The organism is Bradyrhizobium sp. USDA 3650 (genome assembly GCF_054057395.1).
The window spans coordinates 5,471,203-5,496,166 of the sequence record NZ_JBSRZG010000001.1 but is presented as its reverse complement, the minus strand read 5'-3'; the positions used below and the strand labels follow the sequence as shown (position 1 = coordinate 5,496,166).

The 24,964-nt window shown below is 64.8% G+C and carries 24 protein-coding genes; 12 read left to right on the top strand and 12 right to left on the bottom strand.

Annotated features, from left to right (window positions below):
• The first annotated feature begins 81 nt into the window (after positions 1-81).
• The 5 genes from ACVIN2_RS25730 (at position 82) to ACVIN2_RS25710 (ending at position 5,175) form a co-directional block, all read left to right on the top strand.
• A complete protein-coding gene (locus ACVIN2_RS25730; RefSeq protein ID WP_456767703.1) occupies positions 82-1,233 on the top strand; it encodes an ATP phosphoribosyltransferase regulatory subunit in 1,152 nt (383 codons plus the stop codon).
• A 3-nt stretch (positions 1,234-1,236) separates the two neighbouring features.
• Positions 1,237-2,214, top strand: coding sequence for an ATP phosphoribosyltransferase (gene hisG, locus ACVIN2_RS25725; RefSeq protein WP_456767702.1), 978 nt, complete (start codon positions 1,237-1,239; stop codon positions 2,212-2,214).
• A 112-nt stretch (positions 2,215-2,326) separates the two neighbouring features.
• Entirely contained in the window at positions 2,327-3,373 is a 1,047-nt protein-coding gene (locus ACVIN2_RS25720) for a glycosyltransferase family 2 protein (RefSeq protein ID WP_247284639.1), read from the top strand.
• On the top strand, positions 3,370-4,215 hold the full coding sequence (locus tag ACVIN2_RS25715; protein ID WP_456767701.1) for a ChbG/HpnK family deacetylase: 846 nt from the start codon (positions 3,370-3,372) through the stop codon (positions 4,213-4,215). Before ACVIN2_RS25720 ends, ACVIN2_RS25715 begins: the two co-directional genes overlap by 4 nt.
• Before the next feature lie 135 nt (positions 4,216-4,350).
• Complete coding sequence (locus tag ACVIN2_RS25710; protein WP_456767700.1) at positions 4,351-5,175, top strand: DUF2076 domain-containing protein; 825 nt, start codon at positions 4,351-4,353, stop codon at positions 5,173-5,175.
• A 72-nt stretch (positions 5,176-5,247) separates the two neighbouring features.
• On the opposite strand, the gene ACVIN2_RS25705 is transcribed toward ACVIN2_RS25710, so the two are convergent.
• Entirely contained in the window at positions 5,248-6,048 is an 801-nt protein-coding gene (locus ACVIN2_RS25705) for a L,D-transpeptidase (protein ID WP_456767699.1), read from the bottom strand.
• A gap of 313 nt (positions 6,049-6,361) precedes the next feature.
• Here ACVIN2_RS25705 and ACVIN2_RS25700 point away from each other — a divergent pair, with 313 nt between their 5' ends.
• On the top strand, positions 6,362-7,141 hold the full coding sequence (locus ACVIN2_RS25700) for a protein phosphatase CheZ (RefSeq protein ID WP_007596952.1): 780 nt from the start codon (positions 6,362-6,364) through the stop codon (positions 7,139-7,141).
• A 169-nt stretch (positions 7,142-7,310) separates the two neighbouring features.
• On the opposite strand, the gene ACVIN2_RS25695 is transcribed toward ACVIN2_RS25700, so the two are convergent.
• Positions 7,311-7,832: a hypothetical protein gene (locus tag ACVIN2_RS25695; protein ID WP_007596953.1), complete on the bottom strand. Its 522-nt coding sequence runs from the start codon at positions 7,830-7,832 to the stop codon at positions 7,311-7,313.
• A gap of 313 nt (positions 7,833-8,145) precedes the next feature.
• On the opposite strand from ACVIN2_RS25695, the gene ACVIN2_RS25690 reads away from it, so the two are divergent.
• Positions 8,146-8,442: a co-chaperone GroES gene (locus tag ACVIN2_RS25690; RefSeq protein ID WP_007596954.1), complete on the top strand. Its 297-nt coding sequence runs from the start codon at positions 8,146-8,148 to the stop codon at positions 8,440-8,442.
• Between the two features lie 143 nt (positions 8,443-8,585).
• Positions 8,586-10,217 carry a chaperonin GroEL gene (gene groL, locus ACVIN2_RS25685; RefSeq protein ID WP_027520435.1) on the top strand — a complete coding sequence of 544 codons (1,632 nt, stop codon included), beginning with the start codon at positions 8,586-8,588 and terminating at the stop codon, positions 10,215-10,217.
• Here the strand turns inward: groL and ACVIN2_RS25680 are convergent.
• Positions 10,214-10,393, bottom strand: coding sequence for a hypothetical protein (locus ACVIN2_RS25680; RefSeq protein WP_456767698.1), 180 nt, complete (start codon positions 10,391-10,393; stop codon positions 10,214-10,216). The two genes, groL and ACVIN2_RS25680, sit on opposite strands and share 4 nt — an antisense overlap.
• Before the next feature lie 26 nt (positions 10,394-10,419).
• Between ACVIN2_RS25680 and ACVIN2_RS25675 the strand changes: the two genes are divergently transcribed.
• Positions 10,420-11,631: a hypothetical protein gene (locus ACVIN2_RS25675; protein ID WP_456767697.1), complete on the top strand. Its 1,212-nt coding sequence runs from the start codon at positions 10,420-10,422 to the stop codon at positions 11,629-11,631.
• 196 nt (positions 11,632-11,827) lie between these two features.
• On the opposite strand, the gene ACVIN2_RS25670 is transcribed toward ACVIN2_RS25675, so the two are convergent.
• Positions 11,828-12,226 carry an META domain-containing protein gene (locus ACVIN2_RS25670; RefSeq protein WP_027565442.1) on the bottom strand — a complete coding sequence of 133 codons (399 nt, stop codon included), beginning with the start codon at positions 12,224-12,226 and terminating at the stop codon, positions 11,828-11,830.
• Positions 12,227-12,364: 138 nt separating this feature from the next.
• Complete coding sequence (locus ACVIN2_RS25665) at positions 12,365-14,029, bottom strand: L-lactate permease (RefSeq protein ID WP_456767696.1); 1,665 nt, start codon at positions 14,027-14,029, stop codon at positions 12,365-12,367.
• Between the two features lie 312 nt (positions 14,030-14,341).
• On the opposite strand from ACVIN2_RS25665, the gene ACVIN2_RS25660 reads away from it, so the two are divergent.
• A complete protein-coding gene (locus ACVIN2_RS25660) occupies positions 14,342-16,105 on the top strand; it encodes an ABC transporter ATP-binding protein/permease (RefSeq protein WP_456767695.1) in 1,764 nt (587 codons plus the stop codon).
• A gap of 239 nt (positions 16,106-16,344) precedes the next feature.
• Here the strand turns inward: ACVIN2_RS25660 and ACVIN2_RS25655 are convergent, their stop codons facing one another.
• From ACVIN2_RS25655 to ACVIN2_RS25635, 5 genes are all read right to left on the bottom strand, one after another.
• A complete protein-coding gene (locus tag ACVIN2_RS25655) occupies positions 16,345-17,346 on the bottom strand; it encodes a TorF family putative porin (protein ID WP_007596962.1) in 1,002 nt (333 codons plus the stop codon).
• A 415-nt stretch (positions 17,347-17,761) separates the two neighbouring features.
• A complete protein-coding gene (locus ACVIN2_RS25650) occupies positions 17,762-18,142 on the bottom strand; it encodes a histone (protein WP_456769806.1) in 381 nt (126 codons plus the stop codon).
• Between the two features lie 100 nt (positions 18,143-18,242).
• Entirely contained in the window at positions 18,243-19,565 is a 1,323-nt protein-coding gene (glcF, locus tag ACVIN2_RS25645; RefSeq protein ID WP_456767694.1) for a glycolate oxidase subunit GlcF, read from the bottom strand.
• On the bottom strand, positions 19,566-20,801 hold the full coding sequence (locus ACVIN2_RS25640) for an FAD-binding protein (RefSeq protein WP_456767693.1): 1,236 nt from the start codon (positions 20,799-20,801) through the stop codon (positions 19,566-19,568). It abuts the gene before it with no gap.
• A 63-nt stretch (positions 20,802-20,864) separates the two neighbouring features.
• Entirely contained in the window at positions 20,865-22,358 is a 1,494-nt protein-coding gene (locus ACVIN2_RS25635) for an FAD-linked oxidase C-terminal domain-containing protein (RefSeq protein ID WP_456767692.1), read from the bottom strand.
• Between the two features lie 273 nt (positions 22,359-22,631).
• On the opposite strand from ACVIN2_RS25635, the gene cycA reads away from it, so the two are divergent.
• Positions 22,632-23,027 (top strand): cytochrome c-550 CycA, encoded by a 396-nt coding sequence (gene cycA / locus ACVIN2_RS25630; RefSeq protein WP_456767691.1) that lies wholly within the window; start codon positions 22,632-22,634, stop codon positions 23,025-23,027.
• Positions 23,028-23,135: 108 nt separating this feature from the next.
• Here cycA and ACVIN2_RS25625 read toward each other — a convergent pair whose 3' ends face one another.
• Positions 23,136-24,092 carry an alpha/beta fold hydrolase gene (locus ACVIN2_RS25625; protein WP_456767690.1) on the bottom strand — a complete coding sequence of 319 codons (957 nt, stop codon included), beginning with the start codon at positions 24,090-24,092 and terminating at the stop codon, positions 23,136-23,138.
• A gap of 326 nt (positions 24,093-24,418) precedes the next feature.
• On the opposite strand from ACVIN2_RS25625, the gene ACVIN2_RS25620 reads away from it, so the two are divergent.
• The gene (locus ACVIN2_RS25620; protein WP_007596968.1) at positions 24,419-24,601 is read left to right on the top strand and encodes a hypothetical protein; all 183 of its coding nucleotides are present in this window, start codon (positions 24,419-24,421) and stop codon (positions 24,599-24,601) included.
• Between the two features lie 12 nt (positions 24,602-24,613).
• Here the strand turns inward: ACVIN2_RS25620 and ACVIN2_RS25615 are convergent, their stop codons facing one another.
• On the bottom strand, positions 24,614-24,874 hold the full coding sequence (locus ACVIN2_RS25615; protein WP_247404005.1) for a hypothetical protein: 261 nt from the start codon (positions 24,872-24,874) through the stop codon (positions 24,614-24,616).
• Positions 24,875-24,964 lie beyond the last annotated feature (90 nt).

Here is a 24,964-nt window from a genome sequence, read left to right as displayed (position 1 = left end):
TTTCGGGCCATGCTAAGGCCTGCGGCAATTCGCTTCCCCTGCTTGCCCTGCCCGGTTCCACCGGGACGATGGACCCCTGAGATGACTGCGACTGCCACCTCACATGCTGCCGGCTCCGCCGCCTGGGCGGACACGCTGCTGCTGTCGTTCGCGCAGGCCGGCTATGTCAGGGCCGAGCCCGCCATCCTGCAGCCGGCCGAACCGTTCCTGGACCTCTCCGGAGAGGACATCCGCAAGAGCCTGTACCTGACCACGGACCTCTCCGGCGAGGAACTGTGCCTGCGCCCGGACCTGACCATTCCGGTGGCCCGCGATTACCTCAGCTCTGGCCGTGCCGGCCAGCCGGCCGGGTTCAGCTATCTCGGCCCGGTGTTCCGCTACCGCAATGGCCAGAGCAGCGAATTCCTGCAGGCGGGCATCGAATCGTTCGGCCGTCAGGACCGCGCTGCGGCCGATGCCGAGATGCTGGCGCTGGCGCTGGAGGCGACCGCCGCCTTCGGCGTCCGCGACGTCGAGATCCGCACCGGCGACGTGGCGCTGTTCAACGCGCTGCTCGACGCACTCGACCTCTATCCGGTCTGGCGCCGCCGCCTGGTCAAGGATTTCAACCGCAAGATCAGCCTGGAGCAGGATCTGGAGCGGCTGGCAGCCGCAACCACCGCGACCCGCAGCGAATATGAGGGCGTGCTCGCGGCGCTTGCCGGCTCCGACCGCAAGGCGGCACTCGCTTTCGTCACCGATCTGATGTCGATCGCCGGCACCACCAATGTCGGCGGCCGCACCACCGCCGAGATTGCCGACCGCTTCCTCGAGCAGTCGACGCTGAAGGGCGGCGCGCTGCCGCGCGAGGCCATCGCCGTGCTCAAGCGTTTCCTGTCGATATCCGGTAACCCCGACGAAGCCGTCGCCGAGCTGCGCGCGCTCACCGCTGATGCAAAGCTCGACCTCAGTGCTGCGATCGACCAGTTCGAAAGCCGGGTCGGCTTCATGGCGGCGCGCGGCATCGATGTGAAGGGGACGCGGTTCTCGACCGCGTTCGGGCGCGGGCTCGACTACTACACCGGCTTCGAATTCGAGCTGCATCACCGCGGCAACGGCGCCGAGCCGCTGGTTGCCGGCGGCCGCTATGACGGGCTGATGACCCAGCTTGGATCGGCCGAGCCGATCCCCGCGGTCGGTTTCTCGGTCTGGGTGGATGCGCTGACCCGGATCGGCCGCAAGGTGGGAGCTTAAGTCATGAGCGCGCCATTCGTTCTGGCCGTTCCCTCCAAGGGCCGCCTGCAGGAAAACACCGAGGCCTTCTTCGCCCGCGCCGGGCTGAAGCTGTCGAAGGCGGGCGGCGCCCGCGACTATCGCGGCACGCTCACGGGCCTCGACAATGTCGAGGTCGCCTATCTCTCGGCGAGCGAGATCGCCTCGCAACTGTCCCGCGGCTCGGCGCATCTCGGCGTCACCGGCGAGGATCTGGTGCGCGAGACCATCGCGGACGCCGACAAGCGCGTCTCCCTGATCGAAGGCCTCGGCTTCGGCTATGCCGACGTCGTCGTCGCGGTGCCGCAGGCGTGGATCGACGTCCGCACCATGGCCGACCTCGACGACGTCACCACCGGCTTCCGCGAGCAGCATCATATGCGGATGCGGGTCGCGACCAAGTTCATCAACCTCACCCGCGCCTTCTTCCAGAGCCAGGGCATCACCGATTACCGCATCGTTGAAAGCACGGGCGCGACCGAAGGCGCGCCGGCCGCCGGAAGCGCCGAGTTGATCGTCGACATCACCACGACCGGAGCGACCCTCGCCGCCAACGGATTGCGGGTGCTCGACGACGGCGTGATCCTGCGCAGCCAGGCCAATCTGGTCGCCTCGAGAGACGCCGATTGGTCGCCGCAGGCGCGGGAGACCGCGCGAATCATCCTCGATCACATCGCGGCGCGGGCGCGGGCCAACAAATACCGAGAAGTCCGCACCCGCTTCCGCCAGTGCGACGCGGCCATGCTCACCGAGGCCCACGAGCGCTTCGGCGTCGAAGCCCCGTTCGGCGGACCGACCTCGTCGGGCATGCTCACGCTGCACTGCCCGCCGGGCCAGCTCTATGCACTCGCGAGCTTCCTGCGCACCCATGGCGCCGAGACCGTCTCGGTGGTTTCGCTGGATTACGTGTTCGACCGGGACAACCCGCTGTTCGCCAGGCTCGAGGCGTTCCTGCGGCAGTGAGCCCAAAGTTTGTTGAGCAATTCCGTTCAGCGTAGCGACAGCAAACGGCAGCTACCATATGCTGTCGAGATGACCTTGCAAGAAAACCTGATCGCCTCTGGAACCTTGATCGATGACGCTGGGCTCTGACGTTTCCGGCATGACGACCATTGCGGCAAGCACCGCCGCGAAGGGACTGTCGATTGTCGTCCCCCTCTACAACGAAGCGGCGGGCCTTGCCGCCCTGCACCAGCGCATCTGCGATCTCGCAAAGACCTTGCGGCAGCGTTATCGCTTGGCTTGCGAGGTCGTCTATGTCGACGACGGCAGCGCGGACGCGACGCTGTCGATCGCCCGCTCGCTGCCGGCCGACGCGGTCGACGTCCAGGTGGTGTCGCTGTCGCGCAATTTCGGCAAGGAGGCCGCGCTGATGGCCGGCCTCGACCATGCCCGGCTCGGCGCGGTGCTGTTCATGGACGGCGACGGCCAGCATCCGCCGTCGTTGGTCGAGCGACTGGTGCGGCACTGGATCGAGGACGGCTACGACGTCGTCTATACCGCCAAGGCGCATCGCGACAACGAACCGTTCCTGCGGCGGCTCGCCGGACGGGGCTTCTATGCGCTGATCAATTGGGGCGCGCGCCAGAAGATTCCCGAAGACGCCGGCGACTTCCGCCTGCTGTCGCCGCGCGCGGTCGCAGCACTGAGGCAATTGCCGGAGCGCAACCGCTTCTTCAAGGGCCTTGCGAGCTGGATCGGCTTCCGCCAGATCCGCGTCGATTACGAGCCCGCGCCGCGCACCCATGGCGTGACGACCTTCAGCGCCGCGCGCCTGCTTGGTCTTTCGATCGAAGGCGTCACCTCGTTCTCGGTGGCGCCTCTGCGCTTCGCCAGTCTGCTCGGCGTGATCCTCGCCGGCGGCGCGTTCCTGTTCGGTCTGTCGATCCTGTGGGAGGTCCTGACCACCGGCAAGCAGGTGCCCGGCTATCCCTCACTCGTGATCGGCCTGATGACGATCGGCGGCGTGCAGCTCATCATGATCGGCATCGTCGGCGAATATATCGGCAAGATCCTCTCCGAGCTGAAGGCGCGCCCGATCTACTTCGTCGCCGAGCACAGTGAAAAGCATTTCGAGACCGACAAGGCTGACGACGCCTCGAAGAGGACGGCGGCCGAATGAGCGCGGCCGCGCCGCCGCGGCGGATCTGGCTCTGCGCCGACGATTACGGCATCAGCCCGGGCGTCAATCGCGCCATCCGCGACCTGATCGAACGCGGCCGTCTCAACGCGACGTCGGTGATGATGGTGGGACCTGCGGTCGAGCGCAGCGAGATCGAGGCGCTCCAGACGGCAGCGCAAGCGAGCCCGCGCTGCGCGATCGGATTGCACGTGACATTGTCGGCACCGTTCCGGCCGCTCACCATGCATTTCCGCCCGCTCGACGGCGACATGTTTCTCCCGTTTCCGAAGCTGCTGCGCGCGGGTCTTGCGCGAAGGCTCGACCGCGAATTCTTTCGCAACGAGGTCAAGGCGCAGCTGGCAGCCTTCGCAAAAGCGTTCGGACGCGCGCCCGACTTCGTCGATGGTCATCAGCATGTGCAGCTCTATCCGCAGGTGCGCGACGGCTTTGTCGACGCCGTCGCCGAAGTCGCGCCCAAAGCCTGGGTGCGCCAGGGCGGCCGCGACCTGCCGCTGATGCAGCGGCTGGCCTCACCGAAAGCCATGGTGCTCGATATCCTCAGCGCGCAATTCCGCCGGCGTGCCGGCAGCGCGGGCCTCAGCTTCAATCCCGGCTTCGCCGGCGCCTATGATTTCACGCAAGCCGCCGATTTCGGTGCGCTGATGCGGCAATTCCTCGAAGGCCTGCCGGATGGCGGCCTCATCATGTGTCATCCCGGCTTCGTCGACGACATCCTCACCGGGCTCGACCCGATGACGGACGTCCGCGAACGCGAGCACGCCTATCTCGCCGGCGATGCCTTCGCGCGCCTGCTGACGGACAGCGGCGTCACGCTGGAGTGAACCGGTGAAAGTTTGCGAGAAAGCGGCCCGCGAGACAGCTTGTCGCATACCGAAATTTAATCCTGCCGGCACTGTTGGGGCCACAATGGAACCCTACATCTGCCTCGCGCTTGTTTTGCGCGAGGGAGACTGACCATGACGCCGCAGGAACGCCAGCTCGTCGACGAGCTTTTCGACCGGCTTTCGAAACTGGAAAATGCACCGCGCGATCCCGACGCGATCGCCGCAATCTCCGACGGCCTGCGCAAGGCGCCCGGCGCGATCTATGCGCTGGTGCAGACCACGCTGTTGCAGGACGAGGCGCTGAAGCGCGCCCACAACCGCATCCAGGAGCTGGAGGCGGGGCAGGCGCCCGAGCAGGCGCAGTCCGGCGGTTTCCTGGACACCATGCGCGACACGCTGTTCGGCGGGGGTCCGTCGCGCGGCTCGGTTCCGAACGTGCCGCCGCGTGACTCGCGGCCGGTGTGGAACAGTGGCCAGGCGATGCAGCAGACCCAGCCGGGCTACGGCCAGCCGCCTTATGGGCAGGCATACGGTCAGGGTCCAGGCCAGGGCTATGGCGCGCCCCCGGTCGGCGGTGGCGGCGGTTCGTTCCTCGGCACGGCGGCGGCAGCCGCGGCCGGCGTCGTTGGCGGCTCGCTGCTGCTCTCCAGCATCCGCGGCATGATGGGCGGATCGCATCAGCAGGCTTTCGGCGACACCAATGCCCTGGGCGACCGCAGCGCCGGTGGAAGTCCCTGGAGCGGCAGCGATCAGTCCGGCGGCTCGCTCGCGCGCGATGCCGGCCTCGACGACATCGGCTCGAACCGCGGTGATGCGTCCCGGCAGGGCTTCGCCGACCACGCTTCGAACGACGACCAGAATTACAACGATCAGAACGATAATGACGGCGGCAATGTCGATCTCGCCGACGACAGCGATTTCGGCGGCGGAGATGATGGCGGCAGCGATTACGCCTGACGCTTTTTATCCTTGCTCCAAACGAGAACGGCCGCCGATGAGGCGGCCGTTTTGGTTCCGAGCGCTATGCGCCTACATCACGACGACCTTGGTGCCGACATTGACGCGACCGTAGAGATCGATGACGTCTTCGTTGCGCATGCGGATGCAGCCCGAGGAGACGTTGGTGCCGATGGTCCAGGGCTCGTTCGAACCGTGGATACGGTAAAGCGTCGAGCCGAGATACATCGCGCGCGCGCCGAGCGGATTTTCCGGGCCGCCTTCCATGTGCCGGGGCAGGTCGGGACGGCGTGCGATCATTTCCGCCGGCGGGGTCCAGGCCGGCCATTCGCGCTTCGCCGTGATCGACTTCACGCCGGACCAGGTGAAGCCGGGGCGGCCGACGCCGATGCCGTAGCGCATCGCCCGACCGTTGCCCTCGACGAGATAGAGAAACTTGTTGGGCGTATCGACCACAATCGTGCCGGCGCTTTCATTGCCGCTATAGTCAACGAGTTGTTTCTCGAATCTCGGGTCGAACTGACGCTGCCGCGGATCGACGGCCTCCTGTTGGAGACCTGCGCCCTGCATCTGCGGTTCGCCCATCGGCGGCAGGCGGCGCTGGTCATAATAACCTGGCTGCTGCTGATACATCGGCTGCTGCGGAGCGTAGGCCGGACCGCGACCGGGCCCGTCGCCGAACATGAACTCGATGAAGCCGCCGCCCATGTTCGAATTGGAGGCGACACGCACCGGCGCAGGCGGCACTTGCGGCTGGTAGAGCACCGCGGGCGGATCGTTCGGCACGCTATTGTCGAAGGCGCTGGCGCTGTTGGCGCCGGCAATGAAGGTGCAAGCGCTGCCAAGCAGCGCAACAGACATTTTCTTGAACATCGACGTACTCTACTGTTTCGTCTAGATCATGTGCGTCGTGGCGAGGTGGTGGCTGATCCGCACCCGCGACGTGGTCAATAAAAAGCAAAAGCCGTTTTGTTTGGTAAACGGAAACGCCATTTCGATTCACCACGTCGTCGGCAGCGGTGCAATTTGGCGATCAGCGTTTATTTTCGATGAACGCCGTGCACGCATGGTTAATCGCCCGTTTGCAAGCCGTCGCGCACAACCGAGACGACAGTTCCGGCTGTGAACTTCGTGTTAAATCGCTTCTGCCTACAAAGACGCGTGAGTGAGGTGGGGGGAGTTCTTGATGGCTATTCACCGCAAACGTTTTCGTGTCGAGGAGGCTATTGTCGGCGAGATGCCCAGCCCCGAAATGATTGAGGAGGCTGCGCCGATGCATAGCGAGATCATGGCCGAGTTGCGTGCGATCCGTGCACAGATGGCGAAGGGCACCGTGCCCTTGTCCGGCAGCGCCGCCATGGCGGCGATCGACGCCTCCACCGCCCACGAGCTCTCCGAAGCCCGCACCATGCTCGATACTTACCGGGCGCAGATCGAGCAGTGCGAGAAGCTGAAGGTCGAGCTCGACCTCATCCACGACGCCATCGACCGCACCAAGCGCGAGATCGCGACACTGCATGGCAAGAGCTTCGACGGCGGCGAAATGGCCAAGGTCAATGGCGAGCTCGGCGCGGTCGTCGGCGGCACCGAACAGGCGACCCAGCAGATCCTCGAAGCCGCCGAGTCGATCGACCAGGCGGCCAGCGCGATGGCCAAGGTGCAATCGGCCGATCAGCAGAAGCGGCTCGCCGACGATATCCAGGAACGCGTCATCTCGATCTTCGAAGCCTGCAACTTCCAGGACCTGACCGGCCAGCGCATCAGCAAGGTCATGAGCACGATGAAGTTCATCGAGCAGCATATCAATTCCATGATGGAGATCTGGGGCGGCGTCGACGCGATCAAGTCCCACGTCGTGCCGCAGGTCGACACCCGCAGCGATGACGACAAGCTTCTCAACGGCCCGAAGCTCGCCGGCGACGTCGGCCACGCCTCGCAGGACGACATCGACGCGCTGTTCGACTGAGCGGACGCGACACTACGGAAAAACAAAACGCCGGCGCAAGCCGGCGTTTTTTTGTTTGGGACGTCATTGCGAGCGAAGCGAAGCAATCCAGACTGTGTCCGCGGAGGCAGCCTGGAGTGCTTCGTCGCTTCGCTCCTCGCAATGACGAGTGGCTAGGCCGGCGCCCCGATCACGCCCTCGGCGCGCAGCGGACGTAGACCATGTTGCCGTAGCGGGTGGCGGCGTCCTTGTCGATGAAGCGGGTGATGAGGACGCGGCCGTCGAAGGAGACGATCTCGCGGTCCTGCTCGCCGGGCGTCGGACCCGCCGGCCCGATATAATTCTTGCCGCTGGGCGAACCCTTCAGCCGCAGCTCCTGCGGTGTTGCCTGGTCCGCCAGATGCATGATCACGCCGCCGGAGGAGCCGGCGGTGATCACGTAAGGATTTTTGCATTGGGCCCGGGCGGCAGCCTCGGTGCGGGCGCGGTCGGCCGGGTTCTGGAACGAGGCGAGGCCCCAGCGGCCGACGATCTCGTCGGCGCGGATCGAGGCGGGCATTTCCGGACCGGTGCCGGGCTCGGCCTCGGGGGGCGGTGAGGACGAAGAAAAGGACGGCAGGCTCATGCCGCCGCCGCAGGCGCCAAGCAGCAGCGCCAGGCAAGAAGCCGCCGCCAGATTGGCGACCGTGCGCGCGTGAGCTGAACTGATCATGGCATTCCCCCGGACAAAACCATGGCCGCACCCCTTCCGCAGCCAAGCGCAAAACCGCTGCCGGAGCAATGACGTCCTTTAATACGCCGGCGCCCCGAACAAGTTTCCAATGTCACCATCCTATATCCGTCTCACCAATCGCTTAACCACCTTTGCTTGACAGGATCGCGGCCAAGCCATATTCCCGGACGCACCATTAGCACTCTGAAAGATGGATTGCTAACGCGCGCCGATCGATCCTCGGGAAGGGTGGACGGAAGCGCCGCCCGCCCACTTTCACTCCTTCCGAAACGAGCCTCCAAAGGGAAACGTCATGACTAAATCCAAATTTCGTCCGCTGCATGACCGTGTCGTGGTCAAACGTATCGACGCCGAGTCAAAGACCAAGGGCGGCATCATCATTCCGGACACGGCCAAGGAAAAGCCGTCCCAGGGCGAAGTTGTCGCCGTCGGCCCCGGTGGCCGCGACGAGGCCGGCAAGCTGATCCCGATCGACCTCAAGGTCGGCGACCGTGTGCTGTTTGGCAAGTGGTCGGGCACCGAGGTCAAGATCGACAACGATGAGCTCCTGATCATGAAGGAGTCGGACATCATGGGCGTGATGGCCTAAGGCCAAACGCCTGAACGGCCGCTGAATGCATGCCCGGGTCACTCGATCCGGGCATGCATCATTCCGCCGGGTTCGATCGCGGACCCCGGAATGAGGCGGCCCAATAAACAAGACACATCACGAAACAAGAGGAATTGCAGACCATGGCTGCCAAAGACGTCAAGTTTTCCGGAGACGCGCGCGATCGCATGCTGCGCGGCGTCGACATTCTCGCCAATGCCGTCAAGGTGACGCTCGGCCCGAAAGGCCGCAACGTGCTCATCGAGAAGTCGTTCGGCGCGCCGCGCATCACCAAGGACGGCGTCACCGTCGCCAAGGAGATCGAGCTCGAGGACAAGTTCGAGAACATGGGCGCCCAGATGGTCCGTGAGGTCGCCTCCAAGACCAACGACCTCGCCGGCGACGGCACCACCACCGCGACCGTGCTGGCCCAGTCCATCGTGCGCGAAGGCGCCAAGTCGGTTGCCGCCGGCATGAATCCGATGGACCTCAAGCGCGGCATCGACATCGCTGTCGCGGCCGTCGTCAAGGACATCGAGAAGCGCGCCAAGCCGGTCGCCGCCTCCTCCGAGGTCGCCCAGGTCGGCACCATCTCGGCCAACGGCGATGCCGCCATCGGCAAGATGATCGCGCAGGCGATGCAGAAGGTCGGCAACGAGGGCGTCATCACCGTCGAGGAGAACAAGTCGCTCGACACCGAGGTGGACATCGTCGAGGGCATGAAGTTCGACCGCGGCTATCTGTCACCCTACTTCGTCACCAACCCCGAGAAGATGACCGCCGAGCTCGAGGACGCCTACATCCTCCTGCACGAGAAGAAGCTGTCCGGCCTGCAGGCCATGCTGCCGGTGCTGGAAGCCGTGGTGCAGTCGGGCAAGCCGCTCGTCATCATCGCCGAGGACGTCGAGGGCGAGGCGCTGGCCACCCTGGTCGTCAACCGCCTCCGTGGCGGCCTGAAGGTCGCCGCCGTCAAGGCGCCGGGCTTCGGCGACCGCCGCAAGGCCATGCTCGAGGACCTCGCGATCCTCACCGGCGGCCAGCTGATCTCCGAAGACCTCGGCATGAAGCTCGAGAACGTCACGGTGAAGATGCTTGGGCGCGCGGGCAAGGTGGTGATCGACAAGGAGAACACCACGATCGTCAAGGGCGCCGGCAAGAAGCCGGAGATCGAGGCCCGCGTCGGCCAGATCAAGGCCCAGATCGAGGAGACCACCTCGGATTACGACCGTGAGAAGCTCCAGGAGCGCCTCGCCAAGCTCGCAGGCGGCGTCGCGGTGATCCGCGTCGGCGGCGCCACCGAGATCGAGGTCAAGGAGAAGAAGGACCGCGTCGAGGATGCGCTCAACGCCACCCGCGCCGCGGTGCAGGAAGGCATCGTCCCCGGCGGCGGTGTCGCGCTGCTCCGCGCCAAGAAGGCGGTCGGCCGTCTCACCAACGCCAACGCCGACGTCCAGGCCGGCATCAACATCGTGCTGAAGGCGCTGGAAGCCCCGATCCGCCAGATCTCCGAGAACGCGGGCGTGGAAGGCTCGATCGTCGTCGGCAAGATCCTGGAGAACAAGTCCGAGACCTTCGGCTTCGACGCCCAGACCGAGGAGTATGTCGACATGGTCGAGAAGGGCATCATCGACCCCGCCAAGGTGGTGCGCACCGCGCTCCAGGACGCCGCCTCGATCGCCGGCCTGCTGGTGACCACCGAGGCCATGGTTGCCGAGTCGCCGAAGAAGGACGCCGCGCCCGGCATGCCGGCCGGTGGCGGCATGGGCGGCTTCTAAGGCCGATCCTTAGCCCACAGTGTTGCGAAGGCCGCCTCCGGGCGGCCTTCTTTTTTGGCAATCATGGCCCGTGCTTTCCAATTCAACCGGCGGCCAAAACCCACTACGGTGACGCCCGATTCGAATTGTTTGGGCCTGATCTCAACGGAAAACCGCTTCACATTTTTCCGGATCATGCCCCATTGCCTCGGGGATTTCGTCGATGCGCGCGCTTGTGTTTTGCTCCACGGCCGTTCTGGCGGCTCTGCTTGCGGTTTCGCCTGAGGTCGCATCCGCCCAGATGAAGCTGGCGCCGAAGGCCACGGCGCCGGGCGGCGTCGAGACGCGCTATTTCACCTCGATCGACGGGCTGATGGACGGCAACGCCGACGTGATCCTGAAGGAGACACGCCAAGGCAAGACCGTCACCGCAGCCGTGCTCGACGTCTGTTATCCCGTCGCGAAGAATTCCGACCGCAAGGACCGCTTCGTCATCAATCTCCAGGTCGCGGGCCAGAACCTGACGGGTACGACGCAGAGCCTCGGCGCGAAGGCGCCGGTCACCGTCAAGCTGCTGCGCAAGCAGGCCGGAGACACGTTCGAATTCCGCGGCCAGATCAGCATTGGCCAAGCCGTGACCGAGGTCACCTCGCCCGACAATTCCGATCTCAGCGAGAAGGAATTCCTCGACAACCAGACCTCCGACGACGGCATCACGCCGCAGCCGAAGGATTTCACCGACGTCTCGCCGGAAGCGATCGCGGTCAAGGTCAAGCTGGATGCCGCGACCGAGTTCCTGAAGAGCCTGAAGGGCCAGGACGTCGAGGTGACGCTGGCGAGCCTCACCGTCGGCTGCGACGCGCTACGCGCGGGCGAGCAGACCATCAACATGTCGGTCGATCCGGAGCGCGCCGGCGCGCTGCTGGCAAAATTCAAGGCGATGCCCGGCGTCACCGCCGCGGGCTGGACCGCGGGCATGACCGAGATGGATCGCACCATCCGCATTGCCGCCGCCGACTGGCGCGAGGGCGACAAGATCAACCGCGACAAGCTCGCGGCCGCGGTGGCTGGCGTGCTGAGCAGGACGCTCGCGGCAAAGCCGGTCTCGCAAAGCTTCAACCCGGCGACCGGCAAGCTCAAGCTGGTGTTCAAGCGCCCGAACCAGGACTTTCCCGCACTCGAGCTCACCGACACGATCGAGGTTGCGGCTCTCGTCTCGCCCGACAAGCCCGGCACGACCGACAAGCTCATGCTCTGGGTCGGGAGTCCCGCGACCACGACCACCGACGAGAGCAGCGGCGCCAAGCTCAATCTCTCGGACGAAGCGACCGCCGACGAGGAAGGCGATCAGCCCGACGACAACGGTTCGGTCGAGGCGCTCGCCAGGGAGCTGAAGGGCCAGCGCTGGGACGCCGACAAGTCGGTGTGGAAGTGATGTAGCCCGCACATCAACTCTCGATCATCGCCCGGCTTGACCGGGCGATCCAGTACTCCGAGACGGTTTTGATGACTCGAGAAGCCGCGGCGTACTGGATTCCCCGCTTGCCGCCTACGCTAAAGCTTCGGCGCCCCTGGACCTCAACCCCGGCGAAGCCTTGGCGTAGCCGGGTCGCGGGGAATGACAGCGGTGGCTAATTGCCGTTGACGCGAAAACGCAGCGGCTTGGGGCCGACGAGCGTCAGCACGTCGCCCTGGCGCTTCCAGGTCTCGACGCTGCCCAGCGCTGCAACGAGATCGTCGTCGGCCTGGGCCCGCGCCGGCGGGCAGGAGCGGTCCTGGATCTGGCCGGGGACGAAGATTACGGTGTTGCCGGCGACCGAGAACTGGCCCTTGCCGCCCTTGCACCAGAGCTCCAGCACGACCTCACCATTGTCGCCGATCTCGATGTTCGGAATCCGCTTCGAGCCCGGCTGCGGCAGCGCCTCCAGCGTCATCTCGGTGCCGAACGGAAAACCGTCCTCCGCACGCGCGAGCGTGGACATCGCGAGCATCGCAACTGCCGCACACACCATCTGCCTGAACGAAACCATGAGACCTCTCGAACGACCTGATTTGCGCCACCTTCTATAAGACGGCGGCGCCGTTGAGAAGGTTCGCCCATGCGCCACGCAAAAATCCCCGCGAGGACCAACCTCGCGGGGATTTGGCTTGAAGCCGCGCGTGGCCTGCTACTTCAGCACCATCGCCGTGAACGGCCAGACATAGGCCTGCAACGTCACGAGCACACCGACGAGGCAGGCCAGCACGATCGAGTGCCAGAACACGAAGCGCAGGATCGTGCCCTCATGGCCGTACCAGTTGGTCGCGGTGGACGCGACCACGATCGATTGCGCGTCGATCATCTTGCCCATCACGCCGCCGGACGAGTTCGCCGCGCCCATCAGGATCGGCGACAGGCCGAGTTGCTCGGAGGTGATCTTCTGAAGATTTCCGAACAGAACGTTGGAAGCGGTATCCGATCCCGTTAGCGCCACGCCCAACCAGCCGAGCAGCGTGCCGAAGAAGGGATAGAGCACGCCGGTTGCGGCGAAGGCGAGGCCCAGCGTCGCGTCGACGCCGGAGAGCCGTGTCAGCGTGCCGATCGCGAGCATCGCCGAGATCGTGATCAGCGAGATCGCGCACAGCCGGATGGTGCGGCCGTACTGGATCAAGAGCTTGCCGGGCCCGACGCCCATCAGGAAGCCGGAGATGATCGCGGCAATCAGCATGCCGGTGCCGGTGAACGAGAGATAGGTGAAGCCGAACACCGCGCTCTCTTTCGTCGGTCCTGGCGCGACCGGCGGCATCTTGTTGATCATCTGATGCAGCTCGGGAACGGGATAGTTCCAGGTGAAGATCGAGTTCGCCCAGGTCTTGAACCCACCATTGCCCCAGATCAGCATCACGATGCAGACGATGATCCACGGCAGCAGCGCGCTGAACAACTCGCTCTGCGTCAGCGGCGTCTTGTCCATCGGTTTTGCCGCGGCCATGGTGGCGGCCGATTCATCGCGGCCGCGCAGCGCCGGGGACAGCCAGAGCTGCCTCGGCTGCCAGACCTTCAGGAACAGGATCAGCGCGCCCATCGAGATCAGCGATGCGCCGATGTCGACGATCCAGGGATTGATGAAGTTCGAGATCACGAATTGCGGGACCGCGAACGACACGCCGGTGACCAGGATCGCCGGCCAGACATCCTTCATGCCCTTCCAGCCCGCGAACGCCCACACTACCCAGAACGGCACGATCAGCGAGAAGAACGGCAATTGCCGGCCGACCATCGCGCCGAGGATGTAAGGATCAAGCCCGGTGACCGAGGCAAGGCCCTGGATCGGCGTGCCCAGCGCCCCATAGGCGACCGGCGCGGTGTTGGCGATCAGCGACAGGCCGCTTGCTGCAAGCGGCGAGAAGCCGAGGCCGATCAGGACGGCGCCCGTGATCGCGACCGGCGTGCCGAAGCCCGAAGCGCCTTCGAAGAAGGCACCGAACGAGAACGCGATCAGCAGCAATTGCAGCCGCCGGTCCTCGGTGACGCCGCCGACCGCGCGCTTGAGCAATTCGAAGCGTCCGGTGGTGACCGTTACCTGGTAGAGGAAGATGACGTTGAGAACGATCCAGCCGATCGGGAAGAAGCCGGTGACGATGCCCAGCACCGAGGCACGGATCGACATGTTCGCCGGCATGGTGAAGACGAAGATCGTGATCAAATTTGCCACGATCACGGCGATGACCGCCGCGATATGAGCCTGGACGCGGCCGCTCGCGATCAGGACCAGCAATGTGACGACAGGGACTGCCGCCGCGATCGTCGACAGCACGGGGCTGTGCAACGGGTCATAAACTTGATTCCACATGATCTTCCTCCCCCACGCATGTGTGCTGCAGGCGGCCCGCGTGGACAGCCGATCCTGCTTGACGCTGAAGCGATAACCCCCGAGCTGGACGCGAATTCCTCGCGAATGCAGCGGTTCCCGTCCGCTCACAAGCTCGCGAAATCCCGGAGGCCCCCACCCCGCGCCGATGAGCCCCATGCTAGGGTTGCAAGCTGCGACAAGCCAACGCAAATTGCAGGACTTGCGACTTTAGTCTAAGCGCGCCGATTTCCGCCATCGTCTCAGGTCTTTGGCCCGGGCAGTTGTGCACATCCCCTCAGGAGACAGAGCTCTGTGAAGAACATCAGCGCCACGCTCGCGATTGTCTGGCGAATCGCCGCCCCGTATTTCCGGTCGGAGGACAAATGGGCTGGCCGCGGCCTGCTCGCCGCCGTCATCGCGATGGAGCTGGCGCTGGTCGCGATCGACGTCCTGGTCAATCAATGGCAGAACCGGTTCTACAGCTCACTGCAGGCAAGCGACTGGGATAGTTTCGTCAGGGAGATCTGGATCTTCATCGGCCTCGCCTCCGCCTTCATCGCGCTGGCGGTCTACAAGCTATACCTGAATCAGTGGCTTCAGATCCGCTGGCGGCAATGGCTGACCCGGCACTATCTGGGCGAATGGCTGCAAGGCGCCACCCACTACCGCATGCAGCTCAAGGGCGATGCGGCCGACAACCCGGACCAACGCATCACCGAGGACGTCAAGAACTTCGTCGAGCAGACCCTGACCATCGGGCTCGGCCTGCTCTCGTCGATCGTGACGCTGTTCTCCTTCGTGATCATCCTCTGGGGGCTTTCCAACGCCGCGCCGTTGCACCTGTTCGGCACCGATCTCATGATCCCCGGCTATCTGTGCTGGGGCGCGCTCGTCTACGCGATCTTCGGCACGGCGCTGACGCACTGGATCGGCGCCCCGCTGGTCAATCTCAATTTCGAGCAGCAGCGCTATGAAGCCGACTTCCGCTTCAATCTCGTCCGTGTCCGCGAAAATTCCGAGCAGATCGCGCTGCTCAAGGGCGAAGGCGCCGAGCGCGGCCGGCTGCTGGAGCGCTTCGGCTTCGTGATCGGCAATTGGTACGCCATCATGAGCCGCACCAAGCGCCTCACCGCGTTCACCGCGAGCTATCAGCAGGCCGCCGTGATCTTTCCCTACGTGCTGGTGGCGCCGGCCTTCTTCGCCAAGAAGATCCAGCTTGGCGACATGATGCAGACCGCGTCCGCCTTCTCGAGCGTACAGGGCGCGTTGTCGTTCTTCGTCACGGCGTACCGATCGCTGGCGGAATGGCGCTCGATCGTCGCCCGCCTCGACGGCTTCGAAATGTCGGTCGACGCGGCCGCGCACCTGCCGCCGCACGAGCCTGCGATTGCCCTCAAGGCTGCCGGCGGCCATCGCAATATCTCTCTCGAACAGCTCTGCGTGAACCTGCCGAGCGGCACGCCGCTGGTCGCCGCCGACGCCTTCTCCGTCCAGACGCCGGAGCGCGTGCTGGTGACCGGACCGTCGGGCTCCGGCAAGTCGACGCTGTTCCGGGCCATCGCCGGCATCTGGCCGTTCGGCACCGGCAGCATCTTCGTGCCGGAAAAGGCGAAGCTGATGATGCTGCCCCAGCGCCCCTATTTCCCGGTCGGCGTGCTGCGCGACGCGGTGGTCTACCCGGCCGCGCCGGGCGCGTTCGAAACCTCACGCGTCAGGGACGCGCTGATTGCGGTCGGGCTGCCCGACCTCGCCGAGCGGCTTGAGGAGGACGGTCATTGGAACCGGATGCTGTCGCTGGGCGAGCAGCAGCGCCTCGGGCTCGCCCGCGCGCTGCTGCACGCGCCGGACTATCTGTTCCTGGACGAGGCCACGGCCTCGCTGGACGAGCCGTCCGAGGCCCGCCTGTACCGGTTGCTGGCGGAGAGGCTACCACAGGCCACCCTCGTCTCGATCGGTCACCGCTCGACGCTGGAAGCCTTCCACACCCGCAAGGTGACGATGGTGAAGCAGGGCGCGATCCACGTCCTCGGTGACGGTGGTGTGCCGGTCGAGAAGGAGCCGAGCGCGGCACGCTGAGGCGGCTCGACCATTCCCTGAGGCTATGGCCCTTCGTTGCGGCCATCCTTCGAGACGCCCGCCTTTGGCGGGCCCTCAGGATGAGGTCTGTCCGCGCGGTGAAATCCGTGCCCCCTCATGGTGAGGAGCCACCGGAGGCGTCTCGAACGATGCAGCCCCCCGGCCTGCGCCCCACGCGCCCAAAGCAAAAGGGCGGCAGGTTGCCCTGCCGCCCTCATCAAGTCGCTTCGTGAAGAAGCTTACTTCAGGTTGCTCATCGCCGTCAGGTCGAACGACAGCTTGGCAATGCCGGCCGCGCCGCACCAGTTGGAGCCAGCGCCGCCCGGATTGATCGCGGTGACGTTGGTGGTGCCGGTGGCGTTGAAGGCGCTGGTGAAGGCGTTGCAATCACCCTTGTTCAGGTCGGTGTCGGAGTAACGCAGGTCCAGCGTGAACACCTTGTAGGTGAAGCCGATGCCGATGTTCCAGGTGTTGTAGTCCTTGTAGGGGATGCCGTTGGCGAAAACGGTGCCGACGCCGGTGCCGTAGAAGGCGTCCGAAGTACCGAACCACTGCCGGCCGAACTCACCCGACACGTACATGCCCATGCCGGAGGGACCGAAGGCCGTGCTGGGCGCCGTGTACTTGGCGGTCAACGAAGCGTAGTTGCCCCAGGCACCCGAGTTCAGGAAGTTCGGCGAGTAGTACTCGGTCGCGCCGACCGTGAAGCTGTCGTTGATGGTGTAGTTCACCTTGCCGTAAACTTCGACGAAGCTGACGTCCTTCTTCATGACGTTGCCGTCGGCGAGGAAGATCGTGGTCGTGCTGACGCCGCAGACGTTGCCGCCGGGAATGCCGCCGGTGAGCACGTTGTCGGCGCAGCTGCCGCCCGGATACAGGTAGCCCCAGACACCGATGTCGAACGCGAAGGCGCCGAAGGTCGGGCGGATACCGCCGTAGATGTCGACTTCAGCAGCGGCGCGATTGGCGAAGGAGATGCTCTCGGCGGACACGCCGACGTAGAGCTGGAGGTCCTTGTTGACGTTGTAGCGCGGCTCGAAATAGGCCGCGACCGACGCTTTGTGGTTCGACTGCGTGACACCGCGGAAGATGTAGTCGCTCATGATGGCGCCGCCGAAGGCGATATCCCAGGGATCGAAAGCAACCACCGGGGCCTTCTTAGCCTTCACCGCCATGTCTGCCGCGAAAGCCGAGCCCGTCACCATTGCCAGCGCCGTTGCCAACAAAGCCACTTTTTTCATTTCGATCCCCATCACCAGTTCTATGACCCCAGCCGGATCCCGGAAGCCCCCGGAACGCACGACCTGATTGCAAATTTCGTAACTGCGACAATCTGGATGGAGTGGCGTAAACCGTGAAGCAAAAAACGCGGGCATCTGCCGACTTTTTGGGCGTTCAGACGATTCCACGAAAGGTTGTCAGCCTGTGTGTCTTCTCGACCACATTATTTGCACTCCAAAGTGCACCGGACGGCCCGGGTTAGTACGGGTCCGGCGGTACCGTGCTGCCCGCGCCACGAATCAGGCTGCTTCCTGACGAGACCATCCCTCGCGCGCCGTCACGCCGATGCAAAAAGGCCGCAGCATCACCGCTGCGGCCTTCCTGTCGTCGATCATGGTCGTCGGATTGGATCCAGCCTTTGGCCTAAGCTTTGGCCTAACTTTGTCCTTCGGCTGGGGTCGTGTCCGCAGAAGACGAAGGCATCGCCCAGCTTGTCTCGGCGGCGGGCTCGGGAGCCGGAGCTGCCGGCGTTGACGGCTTCGGCGCGGGAGCTGCCTTCGCCTTCTTCGGCGAAGCTTTCTTCACAGCCTTCTTGGCGGCCTTCTTAGGGGCAGCCTTCTTAGCGGCTTTCTTGGCCGACTTCTTGGCGGCCTTCTTCGGCGCGGCCTTCTTGGCAGATTTCTTTGTGGCTTTCTTGGCAGACTTCTTCGCGGACTTCTTGGCTGCCTTCTTTGAGGTCTTCTTCGCCGCTACCGCCTTCTTGGCCTTCTTGGCCTTTTTGGCCTTCTTGCTTTTTTTCTTCTTCGCTTTCGCCATCGTGGTCCTCCTGTTGCCGCCGAACAATGGTCGATCCGGGCGTCTTCAGCCGTCACCTCCGGACGAAAGCTCAGCCCTCGAAAGCTCAGCCTTCGAAAGCTCAGTCTTGCGCGTTCAATGCCGGCCGCGACCCGCCCGTAGCCCAATCGAGAAGCTCAATCGTGTGTACGACCGGAACTGACGTGCCACTGGCAATCTGCACCATGCAGCCGATATTGCCTGCGGCAATCATGTCCGGCTTGACGCTCGCGATGTTGGCGACCTTGCGATCGCGCAACCGGCCCGCAAGCTCGGGCTGGAGAATGTTGTAAGTCCCCGCCGAACCGCAACACAAATGGCTCTCCGGCACATCTTTCACCACGAATCCATTATTGGAAAGCAATTCTTTCGGAAGGCCCGTGATTTTCTGCCCGTGCTGCAACGAACACGCAGAGTGATAGGCGACGACGATGTTGTCCTGTCGCGCGGTGGCCACAAGTCCAAGGCCGGCGACGTATTCAGTGATGTCCTTGGCGAGCGCGGAGACCTTCGCCGCATCGGCGGCAAACGCAGCGTCCTCGCGCAGAAGATAGCCGTAGTCCTTGATCACGGTGCCGCAGCCGGACGCGGTCACCAGGATGGCGTCGAGCCCCTCGCCGGCCGCTTCCGCGCGCCACGCCGCGACATTGGCGCGAGCCCGCCCCAATGCGTCCTGGTCGTTGCCGAGGTGATGGGTCAGCGCGCCGCAGCACTGCTCGTCCCTGACGAGGACGACCTCGATGCCGTGGCGCGTGAGGAGACTGATGGCGGCCTGGTTGATGCGCGGCGCCAGCACCTGCTGGGCGCAGCCCTGGAGCAGCGCGACCCGGCCGCGCTTCTTGCCGAGTGCCGCGAACACACTGCCGGCGGCGGGCCCCGGTGGCGGCAGCCGGTCCGGCGCCAGCGCCAGCATCGCCTTGAGGCGCAGGATCAGGCCTGGTGTCGCCGACGGCCGGGGCGTCGGCAGCAACGCGGCCAGCGGGCGGGCCAGCCGCGCCAGCCACATGCTGGCGCGGAAACGCTGCGGGTCCGGCAGGACGAAGGCCAGCACCCGGCGCAGCAGCCGCTCGGCCAGCGGCCGCTCGTAACGCTGCTCGATCCTGACCCGGGCCTGATCGACCAGATGCATGTAATTCACCCCCGAGGGGCAGGTCGTCATGCAGGCCAGGCACGACAGGCAGCGGTCGACATGTTTGACCACTTCGGCCGTCGGCGTCTGGTCCTTCTCCAGCATCTCCTTGATCAGATAGATGCGGCCGCGCGGGCTATCGAGCTCGTCGCCAAGCAGCACATAGGTCGGACAGGTTGCGGTGCAGAAGCCGCAATGGACGCAGGCGCGCAGGATCTTGTCGGCTTCCGCGATGTCGGGATCGGCGAGCTGCGCGAGTGAGAATTCGGTCTTCATTCAGCAAGCGTCCCGCGTCAGCCGGCCCCGGTTGAGGATGGTCTTCGGATCGAAACTGGCGCGGACCCGCTCGCTCAACGCGGCAAGGCCAGCGGCTTGCGGGTGGAATACATCGATCGTGCGCCTGATGTCCTCGGCCGCCCGGATCAGCGTGGCGTGCCCGCCGGCCGCATTCGCACGTTCGCGCACGGCCGAGGCATGCGCGTCTGGCTTCGGTGGCAACGCCGCCCAGATCAGTCCACCACCCCAATCGTAGATCAATTCGCCGCCGGTCTCGCGCGCCAGCAGCGTCCCGAGCGCCGCGCCCGACGCCGGCGGACAGACGATCCGCCAGACCGGCCAGGCCCCCAGCGCGCCGTCAGCCGCGAACGGCAGGACGTCGCGGATCGTGGACCATAGCGCCGCTGACACCGTGTCCTCGACCAGCGTTGCGGTTCCGAACGGTGCCAGCAATTCGCGCAGCGAGCCGGCACGGTGGGCGGCCGAGGCGGTAATGCCCTCGAGCCGCAGCACGGTCAGCGCCTCGCTTTGGCCTGCGATATCGCCGAGACCTTCGATCTTGGTCCGGAACGCCGATGTCGGCAGATGCGCGGCACCGGAGACGTCGAAGGGCGAGCCGAGCGCCGCGGTCATCGCCTTGTTGGCGGCGGCATCGTCGAGGCCGCGCAGCAACAGCGTCCGCTCGGCCTCCGGTTTCGGCATCACCTTCAGCGTGACTTCCGTCATGACCGACAGCGTGCCCCAGGAACCCGCGAGAAGCTTGCAGAGGTCGTAGCCGGTGACGTTCTTCACCACCTTGCCGCCGGTCTTGAAGCTGTCGCCGAAACCGGAGACTGCATGCGCCCCGAGCAGATGGTCGCGCGCCCCGCCCGCCTTGATCCGACGCGGACCGGCCAGGCCAGCCGCGATCATGCCGCCGATGGTGCCTGATACCGGCGTGCCGAGCAGCGGCGCTGTGTTCATCGGCTCGAAGGCGAATTGCTGGTTCTTGGCATCGATCAGCGACAGCACGTCGGCCAGCGGCGCCCCGGCCTGGAGCGTGACAATGAGTTCGTTGGGCTCGTAGGCGGTGATGGCACTCAGCGCGGAGACGTCGAGCACGGCGTTGGTCGCCATCGCATGGCCGATGCCACGCTTGGAGCCATGGCCGATGATCTCGAGCGGCTGCTCATTGGCAATCGCCGCGCGCACCACCTCTTCGACGTCTTTGGCGTCTCGTACCTTGAGCGTATCCACGCCTGTAGCGGGTAACGAAGTTTGCAGCGAAAATCAAATTTGGCGCGTTGCAGCGAGGCGACGCTAGAATCGCGGGATGTCGGGAAACGCCAGCTTGCCGGCGTGGACGTGCATGCGACCAAGCTCGGCGCAGCGGTGCAGGGTCGGAAACACCTTTCCGGGATTGAGCAGGCCTTGCGCATCGAAGGCGCATTTCAGGCGCTGCTGCTGGTTGAGGTCGATCTCACTGAACATTTCCGGCATCAGATCGCGCTTCTCGATGCCGACGCCGTGCTCGCCGGTGAGCACGCCGCCGAACTCGACGCAGGCGCGCAGGATGTCGGCGCCGAAGGCTTCGGCGCGCTCGATCTCGCCGGGCTTATTGGCGTCATAGAGGATCAGCGGATGCAGGTTGCCGTCGCCGGCATGGAACACGTTGGCGCAACCGAGCTGGTATTTTTCCGATAGCTCGCGGATGCGCGCCAGCGCCTTCGGCAGCGCACCGCGTGGGATGGTGCCGTCCATGCAGAGATAGTCCGGCGAGATGCGGCCGACGGCGGGGAACGCGGCTTTCCGGCCGGCCCAGAACAGATTGCGCTCGGCCTCCGAGGTCGAGATCTGGCAGGTGGTCGAGCCGCAAGCGTTCGCAATCGTCTCGACCCGCGTGATCAGCTCGTCGACCTCGATCTTGGGACCGTCGAGCTCAATGATGAGGAGGGCCTCGACGTCGAGCGGATAGCCGGCATGGACGAAGGCCTCCGCGGCGTGGATCGCGGGCTTGTCCATCATCTCCATGCCGCCGGGAATGATGCCGGCGCCGATGATGCGCGCCACGCATTCGCCGGCCGCCTCGACTTGCGCGAATCCGACCATCAGCGCGCGCGCCGTCTCCGGCTTTTGCAGGATCCGCACCGTGATCTCGGTGATGACGCCAAGCAAGCCTTCCGAGCCGGTGATGACGCCCATCAGGTCGTAGCCGGAGTTCTCCGCCGATTTGCCGCCGATGCGCAGGATCTCGCCGCTCATCAGCACGATCTCGCAGCCGAGCACGTTGTTGGTGGTCATGCCGTATTTCAGGCAGTGCACACCGCCGGAATTCTCCGCGACATTGCCGCCGATCGAGCAGGCGATCTGCGAGGACGGATCCGGCGCGTAGTAGAACGCAGCATGGGCGACGGCCTGGCTGATCGCGAGGTTTGTGACGCCGGGCTCGGTGACGACGGCGCGGTTGTCGAAATCGATCTCGCGGATGCGCTTGAACTTGCCGAGCCCCAGGAGCACGCCGTCTTCCAGCGGCAGCGCGCCGCCGGACAGCGAGGTGCCCGAGCCGCGCGGCACCACCTTGATGCCCTGCCCTGCACAATATTTCAGGATGAGCGAAACCTGCTCGGTCGTGTCGGGCAGCACCACGACCATCGGCGGCTGCCGATAGGCCGTCAATCCGTCGGATTCATAGGCCCGCATCTCGGCAGGCGTATCGATCACGCCTTCGCCCGGCACGATTGCGCGCAATGCAGCCACGATTTCGGCGCGGCGCGCGAGCACGGCCTGGTCACTCGCGGGCATCATGATGGCCATAACATTTCCTTCACGCCATATTCTTCCGGCCGAGGCCGCACGATCGATTTGTCGCGGTAAATCAACCACGTCCGCGGTGGTTTGGGTAGGCCATCCGAAAGTCGGATCGACGATCTTGCGCGAGTTCGCTCTGGGACAAGTAGGAAATCGTGAAACCTGCCATGGTTTGGCGGCTTGTCCAATCCGAGCAGGCCTGCCAAAACCGGCGGGTCCCACCATTGCCGATCAGGCATGCAACTAACCAGCCCCCAGGGAAGAGACGAAGAGCACCCGATGACAAAACTGATTTTTGGCGCATTGACCATCCTCACCGCGATTGCCACCGCACCCGCCGCGATGGCGCAGGATGCCGCGGCCGGCAAGTCGTCGTTCAACAAATGCCTGGCCTGTCACGCGATCGGCGAAGGCGCCAAGAACAAGGTCGGCCCCGAGCTCAACGGCCTCGACGGCCGCAAGTCCGGCACCGCGCCGGACTACAATTATTCCGACGCCAACAAGAATTCCGGCATCACCTGGAACGAGGCCGTGTTCAAGGAATACATCAAGGACCCCAAAGCCAAGATTCCCGGCACCAAGATGGCGTTCGCTGGCATCAAGAACGAGACCGAGATCAACAATCTCTGGGCCTACGTGTCGCAGTTCGACAAGGACGGAAAGATCAAGCAGTAAGCGTGCGAACGGCGGCCGCTGGAGCTTCGGTTCTGAACCGAAGCTCCAGCTTGTTGTTTTGACGCGTTTTCTTCACGCAAACCGGCATCCACTTCGCTCGAAAACGCTCTAATCGGCGGCCGCCCGCGCCGGGACGATTTTCCCGATCATCGTCTCGATCTCGGTCTTCACGAGATCGGGCACCGCGTTCTGCACCATGTGGCCGAGATCGGGCAGCACGATCAGCTTGGCATTCTGCACGGTGGCGGCGAACGGGCGCGCGTGAATGGCGGTCTTCACTGTCTTGTCGGGCTCGCCGGCGATGATCGTGACCGGCGCCGATATCTCGCCGTAGCGCGGAGCTTGCGCGGCCACCGCCTGCTTCAGCGTCACCAGATCATAGGCATTGGCGATGAACTCGCGCGGGCGCAGCAGCAGCGGCGTCGCGGAGTCCTGCACGAAACCATCCGGCATCATTTGCGGCAGGAAGACGTTGCGCGCGCCGGGCTCGCTCAGGAAGTAGCCCAGCGGCAGGGTTATGGTGTAGGCGAGCAGCGGGCCGATCACGGGCGTTGCGATGATCTCGTTGTAGCGGCCGACGCCGCCGCGCCAGGGATGGGTGACCGGCGCGAGCATCACAAGGCCCGCGACGCGGCCGGAATGATCTAGCGCCAGCCGCGCGCCGAGCGCGCCGCTCCAGGAATGCACCACGAAGACCGCGCGATCGATCCCGAGCTTGCCGAGCGCCTCATCGATCATCCGCGCCTGGACCTCCGGGGTCGAATCCTGCCGCCGCGCCCGCGTGCTCCAGCCGTGGCCGGGACGGTCGATCAGGATGACGCGATGGTTCCTGGCGAGGAGATCGCCGAGCGGCCGCCGCATCGCCTCGAGGTTGGAGCTCGCGCCGTGCAGCATCACGACCGGCAAGCCCGAATCGCGCGGTCCGATATCGACGAGGTGAAGCACGGCGCCATCGACCTCGATCATCCGGCCTTGCGGTGGAAAGGAGCGTTGCACAGCGAGGACGCCGGCCTGCGTGACCAGCGCCAGCACAACCAGCGCAGTCACGACTGACATCACGATCATGGATGGAATCCGGGCGATCCAGGGCACAGGGCAGTTACGTGGCTTGCGGGCGGCAGTTTCGCCCGGGGAGCCCCCGCGCTCCACTTGAAATGCCGGGGCTGTGGATATGTGCATAATTCAAGCGGGAAAAACGCAACGAAATCAATACCGCTCCCCGCAGCACGCAGGCTTCGAAACAGCTTCATGCCGTCGTCATCGCGGCGTCCATATAATCGCCACGGTCGGTTCCGCCATTGAGACGCGGGTGGGCGCCGATCGTGCTCGCAACCCTCGGGGATGCGGGAAAGACCGGCAGGATTTATCCTGATTTGAACCGGAGAATTTCGATGAGCCTGAGATCCAAAGACACTGCGATCGACGAGATCGTGGCAAGCTGCCACGGCGACCTGCGCGGTGCCGTGCGCGCGCTGCTGCTGATCAACGAGCACCTCGAGACGGAGCTTGCAAAGGCTTACGCCGCCGCAGTCGATCGCGGCCTCGCCGAGCGCGAAGGCAGCGTTTTGCACTAGGTTGCTGTCGACCTAGTTCGTGCTGTCCTCGTCCTTTTCCTCGTCAGGCGTGGGTGCGGGACAGGCGCGGATGGTCGAACGGGCAAGCTTGGCGTCGGCCTTCGATTTGTAGGGACCGTCCCCGAACCAGACGTCGCCGATGATCACGGGATTGCTGGTCACGATGTTGCATTTTCCGGTGGCGCGATTGCCGACCACCCAGAACAGTCCGTCGGCGAGGCTCGCCGTGCCCGACGCCAGCAGCAATATACCTGCAAAGATCAAACGCTTCATGGCTGTGCTCCCGCCATCAAGATAGGCCTGCGGCGGCACCACCCATACCCCTTGTGACGCGGCGCGTGTCGTCGTGGTTAATCGGCTTGC